Source organism: Pseudomonas sp. JV449 (assembly GCF_032424295.1).
Classification (GTDB): domain Bacteria; phylum Pseudomonadota; class Gammaproteobacteria; order Pseudomonadales; family Pseudomonadaceae; genus Aquipseudomonas; species Aquipseudomonas marginalis.
In genome coordinates this window covers 21,259-33,688 of the sequence record NZ_VYKD01000033.1, presented here as the reverse complement: position 1 = coordinate 33,688, position 12,430 = coordinate 21,259, and the positions used below count along the sequence as shown (strand labels likewise).

Annotated in this window: 12 protein-coding genes; 6 read left to right on the top strand and 6 right to left on the bottom strand. The window is 60.8% G+C overall.

What is annotated here, in order from left to right:
• Window positions 1–74: 74 nt before the first annotated feature.
• Window positions 75–851, top strand: a complete 777-nt coding sequence (locus F6S08_RS28270) for an N-acetylmuramoyl-L-alanine amidase (RefSeq protein WP_074848110.1) — start codon at window positions 75–77, stop codon at window positions 849–851.
• Window positions 852–859: 8 nt separating this feature from the next.
• Here the strand turns inward: F6S08_RS28270 and F6S08_RS28265 are convergent, their stop codons facing one another.
• Together F6S08_RS28265 and algB are read right to left on the bottom strand one after the other, a co-directional pair.
• Window positions 860–2,647, bottom strand: coding sequence for a KinB sensor domain-containing domain (locus tag F6S08_RS28265; protein ID WP_065926863.1), 1,788 nt, complete (start codon window positions 2,645–2,647; stop codon window positions 860–862).
• A gap of 10 nt (window positions 2,648–2,657) precedes the next feature.
• On the bottom strand, window positions 2,658–4,004 hold the full coding sequence (gene algB / locus F6S08_RS28260; RefSeq protein ID WP_065926864.1) for a sigma-54-dependent response regulator transcription factor AlgB: 1,347 nt from the start codon (window positions 4,002–4,004) through the stop codon (window positions 2,658–2,660).
• Between the two features lie 389 nt (window positions 4,005–4,393).
• Here algB and F6S08_RS28255 point away from each other — a divergent pair, with 389 nt between their 5' ends.
• From F6S08_RS28255 to F6S08_RS28235, 5 genes are all read left to right on the top strand, one after another.
• Complete coding sequence (locus F6S08_RS28255) at window positions 4,394–4,693, top strand: hypothetical protein (protein WP_065926887.1); 300 nt, start codon at window positions 4,394–4,396, stop codon at window positions 4,691–4,693.
• A gap of 81 nt (window positions 4,694–4,774) precedes the next feature.
• A complete protein-coding gene (locus F6S08_RS28250; protein WP_003170804.1) occupies window positions 4,775–4,939 on the top strand; it encodes a DUF1328 domain-containing protein in 165 nt (54 codons plus the stop codon).
• Between the two features lie 2 nt (window positions 4,940–4,941).
• Window positions 4,942–5,409, top strand: a complete 468-nt coding sequence (locus F6S08_RS28245; RefSeq protein ID WP_065946470.1) for an inhibitor of vertebrate lysozyme family protein — start codon at window positions 4,942–4,944, stop codon at window positions 5,407–5,409.
• A 727-nt stretch (window positions 5,410–6,136) separates the two neighbouring features.
• The gene (gene gltP / locus F6S08_RS28240; RefSeq protein WP_065926866.1) at window positions 6,137–7,468 is read left to right on the top strand and encodes a glutamate/aspartate:proton symporter GltP; all 1,332 of its coding nucleotides are present in this window, start codon (window positions 6,137–6,139) and stop codon (window positions 7,466–7,468) included.
• A gap of 97 nt (window positions 7,469–7,565) precedes the next feature.
• Window positions 7,566–8,795 carry a nucleoside recognition domain-containing protein gene (locus tag F6S08_RS28235; protein ID WP_027608018.1) on the top strand — a complete coding sequence of 410 codons (1,230 nt, stop codon included), beginning with the start codon at window positions 7,566–7,568 and terminating at the stop codon, window positions 8,793–8,795.
• 88 nt (window positions 8,796–8,883) lie between these two features.
• On the opposite strand, the gene F6S08_RS28230 is transcribed toward F6S08_RS28235, so the two are convergent.
• The 4 genes from F6S08_RS28230 to F6S08_RS28215 are packed head-to-tail and all read right to left on the bottom strand — an operon-like array spanning window position 8,884 to window position 12,380.
• Window positions 8,884–9,495 carry an ABC-type transport auxiliary lipoprotein family protein gene (locus tag F6S08_RS28230; protein ID WP_065926867.1) on the bottom strand — a complete coding sequence of 204 codons (612 nt, stop codon included), beginning with the start codon at window positions 9,493–9,495 and terminating at the stop codon, window positions 8,884–8,886.
• Entirely contained in the window at window positions 9,492–10,430 is a 939-nt protein-coding gene (locus tag F6S08_RS28225) for an MlaD family protein (protein ID WP_027608016.1), read from the bottom strand. The genes F6S08_RS28230 and F6S08_RS28225 overlap by 4 nt, the downstream gene beginning before the upstream one ends.
• 1 nt (window position 10,431) lies before the next feature.
• Window positions 10,432–11,235, bottom strand: a complete 804-nt coding sequence (locus F6S08_RS28220; RefSeq protein ID WP_065937854.1) for an ABC transporter ATP-binding protein — start codon at window positions 11,233–11,235, stop codon at window positions 10,432–10,434.
• Entirely contained in the window at window positions 11,232–12,380 is a 1,149-nt protein-coding gene (locus F6S08_RS28215; RefSeq protein ID WP_315872650.1) for an ABC transporter permease, read from the bottom strand. The genes F6S08_RS28220 and F6S08_RS28215 overlap by 4 nt, the downstream gene beginning before the upstream one ends.
• Between the last annotated feature and the right edge of the window lie 50 nt (window positions 12,381–12,430).

The window sequence follows — 12,430 nt, the reverse complement described above, 5'->3', positions numbered from 1 at the left end:
TGTAATTTGACCGCCGGGCCACAAACGGTACGTTACACTGTTGCATTATCGTCTTCAGCGTACTGTCTTCCGCCATGAAATCCTTGTACTTCGCCTGTGTATTTCTCCTGCTCGCCGGCTGCGCCACTGGCCCGCGCCTGGACACCCGCCACCCTTCGGCGAACCACGACAATCGCGTGCAGTTCGTGGTCGTGCACTACACCTCCACCAATCTTGAGCGTTCCCTCGCCCTGCTGACCCACGGCCAGGTCAGCGCTCATTACCTGATCGGTGACGACGCCGGCGCCACTATCTACAAGCTGGTGGATGAAAGCCAGCGGGCCTGGCATGCGGGAGAAAGCGAGTGGATGGGGCGTACCTGGCTCAACTCCAGCTCCATCGGTATCGAAATCGTAAACCCTGGCTACAAGGACACCCCTACAGGCCGCCTGTGGTACCCGTACTCCGAGGCCCAAGTGAAGTCGCTGGTGGTGTTGCTCAAGGACATCAGCAAGCGCAATGGCATCGATCCCAGGAACATCATCGGCCATAGCGATATCGCACCCCTGCGCAAGCTCGATCCGGGGCCGCTGTTCCCCTGGAAGCGCCTGGCCGATGAGGGCCTGAGTGTGTGGCCGGATGCCCAGGCCGTCGCCCGTTTCCAGGTGCAGTACGCCGCTGAATTGCCGAGCATCACTTGGTTCCAGGAAGAATTGGCGCTCCTCGGTTACCCGACACCCCAGACGGGTGAGTTGGATGTCGCCACGCGCCATGTGATCACGGCGTTCCAGATGCGCTTCCGGCCATCCCGGTTCGATGGCGTGCCGGATGCCGAAAGTGCTGCCATCCTGCGTGCCCTGAACCGGCGCTAAGCTGGCGCCTACAAGGGCAGCGCCATATAGAACTGGGTGCCCTGCCCCGGCCGCGAATACACCCCCATGCGGCCGCCGTGCAATTGCACGATCTCCTTGCACAGCGCCAGCCCCAGGCCGGCGCCGCCTTTCTTGCGGCCAACCTGGACGAAGGGTTCGAAGATGCGCCCTTGCTGGCCATAAGCAATACCTTCGCCGTTGTCTTCGACGCTGATAATCACCCGCTCGCCATGACGTCGCGCCTGCAGGCGAATTTGCCCACCGTCGGCGGTATGACGCAGGGCATTGCCCAGCAGGTTGTCGAGCACCCGTTCCAATTGCGCCTGGTCGGCATACAGCCGTGGCAGATCGGATTGCACTTCTACCAGCAGTTCTATGTGTTGCGCATTGGCGGGCTCCGCAAAGCGCGCGCGGGCGTGTTCGAGCAGATCGGTCACGTCGCAGGGGCCCAAGGTGAGTTTCTGCAGGCCATTCTGGTAGCGCGAGAAATTGAGCAGGTCGTTGATCAACTGCATCAGGCGCTGCATTTCTTCATTGACCGTATCCAGCAGGTCCGCTTCACGGGATTCCGGCGGGAACTTCGCGCGTTCACGGAACAGGCCGAACGCCATATGCATGCCGGTCACCGGCGTGCGCAGTTCATGGGACGCGCGCAAGACAAATTCGCTGCGTACCCGCTCGAAGGCGCGCTGTTCGGTGACGTCGTGCAGCACCATCACCGCCCCAAGGATATGTCCCTGGGTATGGCTGACGGGAGTGAGGCTGTAGGTCAGCAGGCGCAGTTCGCCTTCGACTTCGACTTCCAGGTCCTCCGGCGCGCGCTCCAGAGTGCCGCCGCGCAGCACCAGTTGCAGTTGTTCATCCAGCTCCGGGCGCACCAGGGCTTCGCCAAGGCCTTGGCCCAGGCGTTCCTCGTCCCAGCCCAATTGGCGTTGCGCAACGGGGTTGAGATGCTCCAGGCGGCCTTGGCGGTCAATCATCAGCAGGCCGTCGTCGATGCTGTCGAGCACGGCTTGCAGGCGCTGCTGGCCGGCCAGCAACTCGTCAACATTAGTCGCCTGATGCTGGCGCACCGCCTCGGCCATAAGGCCGAAGCGACGGGTCAACAGGTTCATTTCCGCTGCCGAAGAGAGCGGTAGGGTCACTTCAAAATCGCCCTGGCCGATCTTGTCGGCTGCTTTTGCCAGCGCTTCGATCGGGCCGCCAAATCGCCGGGCGATGCCATGGGCCGTGACAAATCCGATAATCAGCACTGCAAGGCCCACCAACCCCAGCAAACCGGCGATCAGCAAGGCGCGCCCGCGGGATTTATGCTCGCTGGCGCTGATGTTTTCCAGGGCTTGTTTATGTTCGGCAATCAGCCCGTTGCGCAGCACATTGAAGGTTTCGGTGAGTTTTTCCTTGCTGCCCGGTGGTGGCGACGCCTGCTGGGATTGCTCGAAGGCGTCCAGCAGGTCCTGGTATTGGGCTCGCGCCTGGCTGAAACCGTGGTTATGGCCGTCGCGTTGCTCATGGGCGATGCCTTGGTCCAGCAGGTCGAAGTAATGCTGCTTGGAGCTTTGCAATGCCTGCGGATCGGGGCGATGTTCCAGCATCATGATCAATTGGTCGCCCAGGCTTTGGCGCAGTTTGAGCCCCAGGTCCAGCGTGACGAAGTTGCTGCGAATCAGGGACTCCTGGGTCTTGGCCATTTGCATGACGCTGACCAGACCCAGGATCAGACCCAGCAGGGCGACGGTGATCAGCGCTGAGATACTCAGGAACAATCGAGTGCGCAGTGTCATCGCTAGCTTCATAGGGTGCAGCTCACAGGTTGTACTGTTTGCGTTTGCGGTACAGGGTCGACGCGTCGATGCCGAGGGTGCGGGCGGCCTGGTCCAGGGTATCGCTGGTGGCCAATACGGCGCCGATATGGGCTTTCTCCAGCTCGTCCAGGCTCAACGCCGCGCCAATGCGCGGGGCGTTATTGGTCGGTTGTTCGGCCATGCCGAGGTGGATGATTTCGACCTTTTCCTGTGGGCAGATGATGCTGGCGCGTTCCACCACGTTGCGGAGTTCGCGGATATTGCCTGGCCAGCGATAGTTGAGCAGGGCTTCGCGCGCTTGATCACTGAAGCCCCGCGCCGGGCGGGCGTATTCCTTGACGAAGCGCGCCAGGAAGCGGTCTGCCAGGGTGAGGATGTCTTCACTGCGCTCGCGCAGCGGGGGCAGGTGCAAGGTGATGACGTTGAGGCGATACAGCAAGTCTTCACGGAAGCGACCGTCGCGCACCATGTCTTCCAGGTTCAGGTTGGTGGCGGCCAGGATACGCACATCGGCGCGACGGGTGACCGGGTCGCCCACGCGCTCATACTCCTTGTCCTGGATAAATCGCAGCAACTTGGGTTGCAGAGTGAGGGGGAAGTCGCCGATTTCGTCGAGAAACAGTGTACCGCCGTCCGCCTGGTTGACCCGGCCCAACGTGCTCTCACTGGCACCGGTAAAGGCACCACGGCTATGGCCGAACAGCTCGCTTTCCATCAGTTCTGCCGTCAGCGACGGACAGTTGATGGTCACGCAGGATTTCTTCGAGCGCTTGCTCCAGCCGTGAATGGCCCGGGCCAGTTCGCCTTTACCCGTGCCGGACTCGCCGAGGATCAGGATGTTGGCATCGGTGCCCGCCACCTGGCGTGCGGTTTCAAGCACAACCATCATTGACGGGCTGTGGGAGTCGAGGCCGTCTTTCTGCTGGCGTACGGCGCCTTCCAATGCTTCCAGGCGCGCGGAAAGTTGGCGCACCTCCAGCTGTTTGGCGGTGGCCAGGCGAAGTTGGTCGGGGCTGCAAGGCTTGACCAGGTAGTCGGCGGCACCCGCCTGGATCGCGTCCACGGCGGTATCGACGGCGGAATGGGCGGTGACGATCACCACACGCATCCACGGCGCCTGGATCCGCATCTGGGCCAACACATCCAGGCCATTGTCTTCACCCAGGCGCAGGTCCAGGAAGCACAGGTCGAACACCTGGCGTTGCATCAGGGCATCGGCCTGGGCGGCGCTGTTGGCGGTGGCGACGGTGTAGCCTTCATCTTCCAGGCAATAACGGAAGGTGCGGAGGATCGCGGACTCGTCATCCACTAAAAGAATGCGGCCTTGAAGTTCCTTGGCTGATTCCATCTGTCCCGCGCTCCTTAACTATGAATGATGGTGTTTAGTCCCGGAATAATCGGGCAAGTTGCATGGTTTATTCTGATCGATAAAAAGCAACGTCGTGCAGCTATCTGCAAGTCTTCCTACAAAGCCCCGTCTGATGGCGTTTTCATTCCGTCTTGCCACTTCGGCAACTCAACCCGCGCATTCGATCCTTTGACCCGACCGCTGGCCATCGTGCATTTCGCACGGCCTGTAGCGGTGGATCGTGCAGGATGCTGCGCCGCCAGTTGAGCCTTAATTTATAAGATGTTGATTTTAATGGTTTTTATTTTGTAAAAAAGCTGGCATGCGCTCTGCAATACCTCTCTCAAGAGCGTCATGAACGAATAATCAGAATGCGGGAGAAAAGCAGCATGACTCGCCAACACCTCAGCCAACTGCGTGTATCGCCACTGCGTATGCAACAGGGGCTGTTTGCCAGCCTGGCCCTGATGGTCACGCTGATTGCAGGCCAGCAGATGCAACATTGGCAGCAGAGTCAGCCCCAAGCCCCGCAATTCGAACGTCCGGTAATGACCCAGACCCATTTCAGTTCCATTGAGAGCCGTGCCGTCGGGAGCGTTTCTGCCGATGTGACCGCCAAGCAATTGAGAGTGGCCGATCAGGACTCCACCCTGGGCGAGCTGCCAACCCAAGAGCGTTGGGTGTTCTAGGCAAAAACGTCGGACGCTTGTGTTGAGCGCCTGAACGGTATCACCGCTGTTACCTTTTATAGAAGCGTAAGGAGAATCACCATGTTGAGTTGGGCAATCACATTTCTGATCATCGCCATTGTGGCCGCAGTCCTGGGCTTCGGTGGTATCGCGGGCACCGCCACGGGTATCGCCAAGATTCTGTTTGTGGTCTTCCTGGTGATGTTCATTGCTTCGTTCTTCTTTGGTCGTCGCGGCCGAGGCTGAAAATGACCACTTTGTCCCTCAAAGCGATTGCTGCCGCTGTGCTCTTGGGCGGCAGCGGCTTCGCGATGGCCGCCAATGACGGTCAGTCGCGGGCCAACGAACTGCTCAGCGCGGATCCGCAGTACCGCGAGACCTGGCAAGGCGTGGTGAAGAAAGAAGAGCGCCTGCCGGAATGGGTCTTGAACCTGTCGGGCACGGCCGAGCAGATGAATGCCGTGGAAGAGGATGGCGATAAGTACTTGGTGGGGCCGCTCTGCGAAACTGCGGATACGTGCCTTAACAAGCGCCTGATCGTCGCCTTCAGCCTCGACAAGGAAGATGCCTACGCCATGTTGGTGGAAGTCCCTGCCGGTTTGCCGGCGGACAAGTCTCCGACGCGGCATGCCGATTACCGGTTTATCGGTAAGCCGGACGAAGGCATGCAGAAGCTGCTGATGGAGCAGCTGAAGAAAGATCCGAATTGGTACTAGGTTGCGTCTGACGGGTCTGTCGTCTGCGCGATCAGCGTCCATAGAAAGAAGCCTCTCGCTTCTTTCTGTCTGCATCCCCCGCCAAGGGGGATGCATGACCAGGGGGCCGGGTTGTTCTGATCAATTGAGATCGGCGTGACCTACGGGCACAGGGAGTGCCTGCGCAAGGGCCAGGTCAGGTGAAAAGCTGCGACGCAGGTTCACAAGCCCACGGCTTGCTGAACTTGCGGCGGGCTGGTGACTCTTATTCCCGCCTCCTATGCCGCCCATAGCCACAAATCCTGATTTTGCTTTCGACCAACCATTACTGGGTGTGTCGGGGCGACCATCTATCGAGAAAGTTTTGCTCGCGCCATAGGACGTTTCCGACGCTCGACGGCAGAGTTCCCCGGCATTTCTGCCAACCTCTCCAAGACCTCCAAAATCTCTGCGCGAGCCTGAATTGGCAGGTTCACGGCATATTCACCGGACAAAATGTCACATTTGAACTGACCGTTCGGACAGTTATTATGGAAAAAAGTCATGCCGATTTGGCATGGGGTAGGCGTTTACGGCATTAGACGTCGTCCCCTTGCATGGGAATAGTTGCGCCTTTTTTCGCCTGCCAGTAAGCCATTTCGGCCATGCTGCGGTGACCTTCCATGGAGGCAGATGCGCACACTTTTTCGCTCTCGAGCGTTGCAGCTGGCGCATTTGCCTTAAGTCCACTTGAAGTAAGGGTAATGACATGAAGAAGGCAAAGCTAAGCCTCGCCTGGCAGATCCTCATCGGTTTGGTATTGGGGATCGCAATCGGCGCAGTGCTCAACCATTTCAGTGCTGAAAAGGCCTGGTGGATCAGCAATGTGTTGCAGCCAGCGGGCGATATCTTTATCCGCCTGATCAAGATGATCGTGATCCCGATTGTGATTTCCTCGTTGATCGTCGGCATTGCCGGTGTCGGTGACGCGAAAAAACTCGGGCGCATCGGCGTCAAAACCATCCTTTACTTCGAAGTGGTCACCACCATCGCCATCGTGGTCGGCCTGCTGCTGGCCAACCTTTTCCACCCGGGCGCAGGCATCGACATGAGTACCCTGGGTACCGTCGATATTTCCAAGTACCAGGCGACCGCCGCCGAGGTGCAGCATGAGCATGCGTTCATCCAGACCATCCTCAACCTGATCCCGTCTAACATCTTCGCCGCTGTAGCCCGTGGCGAGATGCTGCCGATCATCTTCTTCTCCGTGCTGTTCGGCCTGGGCTTGTCGAGCCTCAAGCCGGAGCTGCGCGAGCCGCTGGTGACCATGTTCCAGGGCGTGTCCGAGAGCATGTTCAAAGTCACCCACATGATCATGAAGTACGCCCCCATCGGCGTATTCGCGCTGATCGCGGTGACCGTGGCCAACTTCGGCTTTGCCTCGCTGCTGCCGCTGGCCAAGCTGGTGATCCTGGTTTACGTCGCCATCCTGTTCTTCGCCTTTGCGGTGCTGGGCCTGATCGCTCGCCTGTTCGGCTTCTCGATCCTCAAGCTGATGCGCATCTTCAAGGACGAGTTGGTGCTGGCCTACTCCACCGCCAGTTCCGAAACTGTGCTGCCGCGTGTGATCGAGAAGATGGAAGCCTACGGCGCGCCCAAGGCCATCTGCAGCTTCGTGGTGCCGACCGGCTACTCGTTCAATCTCGACGGTTCGACCCTGTACCAGAGCATCGCGGCGATCTTTATCGCCCAGCTGTATGGCATCGACCTATCGATTGGCCAGCAACTGATGCTGGTATTGACCCTGATGGTCACCTCCAAAGGCATCGCTGGTGTGCCGGGCGTGTCCTTCGTGGTGCTGCTGGCCACCCTGGGCAGCGTGGGTATCCCGCTGGAAGGCCTGGCCTTCATCGCCGGTGTCGACCGCATCATGGACATGGCCCGTACCGCGCTGAACGTGATCGGCAATGCCCTGGCCGTGCTGGTCATCTCGCGCTGGGAAGGCATGTACGACGACGCCAAGGGCGAGCGCTACTGGAACTCCCTGCCGCACTGGCGCACCAAGCAAGCCCTGCCGACTGCCCAAGCCACTCGCGGCTGATAGCCCGACGGCTGTAAGACAAACCCCGGTAAATCCGGGGTTTGTCGTTTCTGTCAGCCCCGCTATCATTCGCCCCATCTTTCGGGGGATTCAACTGATGCTCAATGGCCTGTGGCTTGGCTTCTTTGTCGTGGCAATGGTGTCAGCACTGGCGCAATGGCTGGTGGGCGGTAACGCCGGGATTTTCGCGGCGATGGTCGAAAGCATTTTCGCCATGGCCAAATTGTCCGTGGAAGTGATGGTGCTGTTGTTCGGCACCCTGACGTTATGGCTGGGCTTCTTGCGTATCGCCGAAAAAGCCGGGATTGTCGAATGGCTGGCCAAGGCCCTGGGCCCGCTGTTCCTGCGCCTGATGCCGGAAGTGCCGGCCGGTCACCCGGCCATTGGCCTGATCACCCTCAACTTTGCCGCCAACGGCTTGGGCCTGGATAACGCAGCAACACCTATCGGCCTGAAGGCCATGAAGGCGCTGCAAGAGCTCAATCCCATCCCTAACACGGCGACTAACGCACAAATCCTGTTCCTGGTGCTCAATGCATCCTCCCTGACCCTGTTGCCGGTGACGATCTTCATGTATCGCGCCCAGCAAGGTGCGCCCGATCCGACCCTGGTATTCCTGCCGATCCTGCTGGCCACCAGCGCATCCACATTGGTGGGCCTGCTGTCGGTGGCGGTGATGCAGCGCCTGCGGCTGTGGGACCCGGTGGTGCTGGCCTACCTGGTTCCAGGCGCATTGGTACTGGGTGGGTTCATGGCCCTGCTGGCGACCCTCTCGGCCACCGCATTGGCCGGGTTGTCGTCAATCCTCGGCAACCTCACGTTGTTCGGCCTGATCATGCTGTTCCTGCTGATCGGCGCGCTGCGCAAGGTTAAGGTCTACGAAGCATTTGTCGAAGGCGCCAAGGAAGGCTTCGACGTCGCCAAGAACCTGCTGCCGTACCTGGTGGCGATGCTGTGTGCGGTGGGCGTGTTGCGTGCCTCCGGCGCGTTGGACCTGGGCCTCGAAGGCATTCGCCATGTGGTGGCCTGGACGGGCATGGACACGCGCTTTGTCGACGCCTTGCCGACCGCAATGGTCAAGCCCTTCTCCGGCAGCGCGGCCCGGGCGATGTTGATCGAGACCATGCAGACCCAGGGGGTGGACAGCTTCCCGGCGTTGGTGGCGGCGACGATTCAGGGCAGTACGGAGACCACCTTTTATGTGTTGGCGGTGTACTTCGGTTCGGTGGGCATCCAGCGGGCGCGGCATGCCGTAGGGTGCGCGTTGCTGGCTGAGTTTGCTGGTGTGGTCGCAGCGATCGCGGTGTGCTACTGGTTCTTTGGCTGAGGCTTAAATAGCTATCGGGAGCAAGCCCCCTCCCACATTCTGAATGTGTTCACAGATCCAAATGTGGGAGGGGGCCCCGATGAGGCCCTCAGCGTTTCACCGCACCATTGCCCTGCTGAACAACCCACTCCACCACCTGCCTGTTCAACTGATCTCCCGCCAACCCAAACCCGGTCACCACCGCCGGCACTTTGGTGTCAGTCACCGCCTGCTGCACTTCAAACCGCCGGCTGGCAATAATCCGCTGATCACTCCCACGCACCAGGCGTGCGTCGAGGCGGATCACCACCGCTACCGCACTGCCCCGGTACTCGCTCTGAAACGCCTGCAACTGCCCGCCCAATTCATAATCGGCCTGCAGGTTGGTGTCGTCGGTGCTCAACAGCGTTACGCGTCCATCGCGCTGGAACCCGTCCATCAGGCGATTGCGCAGCAGCACCGGCACTGGGTCGCTCCAGCGTGAGTTCGCATAGCTGCTGATCAAATCGCCATTGGGCACCACGGCGATGCGTGGGCTGTCGAGGAACTCACTGGTCTGCGGCTTGGCCAGGCGCAGCGACCAATTGACTGGCGCGCCCTGGGTCGTGCCCTGGGCCGTAGGCAGTCGGTAGACGTCCGACGGATCCGCCTTGGGCAGGATCGAACACGCGCTGATCAGCGCCAAGGCCACAGGGGCGATCATTTGGTAAGCACGCTTCATGGCGTGAACTCCTTGTTCTTGTCGCTGCCCAGCAGGTAGCCGCTGGGGTTGGCTTCCAGGCGGCGAGAGATGGCGCGCAGTGAACCGAGGGTTTCGCGCAGTTCGCGCACGGCCGGCGCCAGTTCGTTGAGGCCCTGCATGCCGCTGTTCACCGAGTCCTTGTTGTTGGTCAGCAAGGTATTGATGGTGGCGGTGCTTTGCTCAAGGGATTTCATCGCCTGTTCGGCGCTGCCGAAGACCTGCTTGCCTTGATCACTGAGCAGGCCATTGGCGTTGCGCATCAGCGCCGTGGTTTGCTCCAGGGCGGCCCCGGCCTGCTTGCTTACCTGCATCAATTGCTGCATCACCACCTTGATATCCCCACGCTGGTCGGCAATCGCGCCGGTGGTTTGTTCCAGATGGTCCAGGGTGTTGCTGAGGCGCTCGACATTCTGCGCGGAGAACATGTCGTTGGCGTTGTGCAGCAGCAGGTTGATGCTGGTCATCAGGTCGTTGCTGTTATTGAGTAATCGCGCGATTGGCGATGGCGAGGCGATGATCTCCGGCAGGTTGCCGTCCTTGCCCTTGAGCTCCGGGCTTTGCGGCGTGCCGCCGCTGAGTTGGATGATCGAGGTGCCGGTGATGCCGGTCAGCGCGAGTTTGGCCTGGGTGTCTTCCTTGATCGGCGTCTGGCCGGCCAGGCGAATGCGCGCGAGTACGCGGCGCGGGTCCTTGGGATCCAGGCGCAGGCTGATGACATCGCCCACCTTGATCCCGCTGTATTGCACCGAGCTGCCCTGGGACAGACCGCTGACCGCTTCGTTGAAGATCACTTCGTAATCCTGGAAGGCGCTGTCGACGCTGGATTTGGCCAGCCACAGGCCAAACAGCATCGCGCCGACCACCACGATCACGCTGAACAGACCGATCATCACATGATGGGCTCGGGTTTCCATGTCATACCTCGTTGAGCGGTTGAGCGGCATCCAATGCCGCGCGGCCACGGGGGCCGTGGAAATATTCGTGAATCCAGGCGTCGTCCGTTTCCGAGACGATATCGATGGCATCGGCCACCAGCACCTTCTTCTGCGCCAGCACCGCCACACGGTCGGTGATGGTGTAGAGCGTGTCCAGGTCATGGGTGACCAGGAACACGCTCAGGCCCAGCGCATCACGCAGGGTCAGGATCAGTTGGTCGAATTGCGCCGCACCAATCGGGTCGAGGCCGGCGGTGGGTTCGTCGAGGAACAGGATGTCCGGGTCCAGTGCCAGGGCGCGTGCCAGGGCCGCGCGCTTGATCATGCCGCCGGACAGCGAAGCGGGGTATTTGTCGGCCGCCGACAGCGGCAGTCCGGCCAAGGCCAGCTTGACCGCAGCCAGGTGCTCGGCATCACGGCGGCTGAGCCCGGCATGTTCGATCAGCGGCAGCGCGACGTTCTCGGTCACCGTCAGCGAGGAGAACAGCGCGCCCTTCTGGAACAGTACGCCAAAGCGCCGTTCCACCAGCGAGCGTTCATGTTCCGGCAGACTCGGCAGGTTCTTACCGAACACCCGCACTTCGCCTTCACTGGGCCGGCGCAGGCCGACGATGCTGCGCAGCAGCACTGATTTACCGCTGCCGGATCCGCCGACCACCGCAAGGATTTCGCCCTTGTACAGATCCAGGTCGAGATGCTCGTGCACGCGTTGGCTGCCAAAGCGATTGCACAGGCCACGCACTTCAATCACCGCCTCGGTGGGCGCACGGTGCAGACGACTCACCAGCCCATCTCCATGAAGAACAACGCGGCCACCGCATCCAGCACGATCACCACAAAGATCGATTGCACCACGCTGGAGGTGGTGTGGGCGCCGACCGATTCGGCGCTGCCGCTGACCTTGAAGCCTTCCAGGCAGCCGATGGCGGCGATCAGGAAGGCGAAGAACGGGGCTTTTACCATGCCCACCAGGAAGTGCTGCACGCCAATGTCCGATTGCAGCAGCGAGAGGAACATCGCCGGCGAGATGTCCAGGGCCACGGCGCAGACCACGCCGCCGCCGACGATCCCCGCCAGCATCGCCATGAACGTCAGCATCGGCAGTGCCACCAGCAACGCCAGCACGCGCGGCAATACCAGCAACTCCATCGGGTCCAGGCCCAGGGTGCGGATGGCGTCGATTTCTTCATTGGCCTTCATCGAGCCGATTTGCGCGGTAAAGGCGCTGGCGGTGCGACCGGCAATCAGGATGGCGGTGAGCAATACGCCGAATTCCCGTAGGAAAGAGAACGCCACCAGGTCCACGGTAAAGATCGTTGCGCCAAAGCTCTTGAGCACTGTAGCGCCGAGGAACGCCACGACGGCACCGACCAGAAAGGTCAGCAACGCGACGATGGGCGCGGCGTCGAGGCCGACCTGTTCAAGATGGGCGACCATCGGCGTCAGGCGCCAGCGCTTGGGCCGGAAAATGCCCCGGGCAAAGGTTTCGAGGATCAGGCCGATAAAGCCCAGCAGTTGCTTGCTGTCTTGCCAGACCTTGTCCACGGCCGCGCCGATACGCGCCAGCACCTGAATGCCAGTGGCTTCTTCCGGCGCTTTGTCCGGCACGCAAAAATCGTTGAGGGAGCGGTAGACGGTCTTGAGCAGCGCGCGTTCGGCTGCGGACAGGCTGCAGTCGGTCTGCTCGGCGGATTGTTCGATACGGGTGGGCCCCAGCAGCTCCACCAGCAGCGAGGCGCCGGCGGTATCCAGGGCGCCGAGGCCATTGAGATCGATGCGCGCTCCGGCGTCGTATTGGCCGTCGAGCTTGTCCGACAGCTTCTTCAGGTTTGCGTAGTGGGCAAGCGTCCAGTCCCCTGTAATCCGCAGTAACGGGGGAGCGGTGGACGTATCGAGGTGGGCTGCGCCGGCCGTAGTACTACTGGTCATAAGCTCCGAGCTTGTCTGGCTATCCACAATTCCTACGTAATAGCACGATC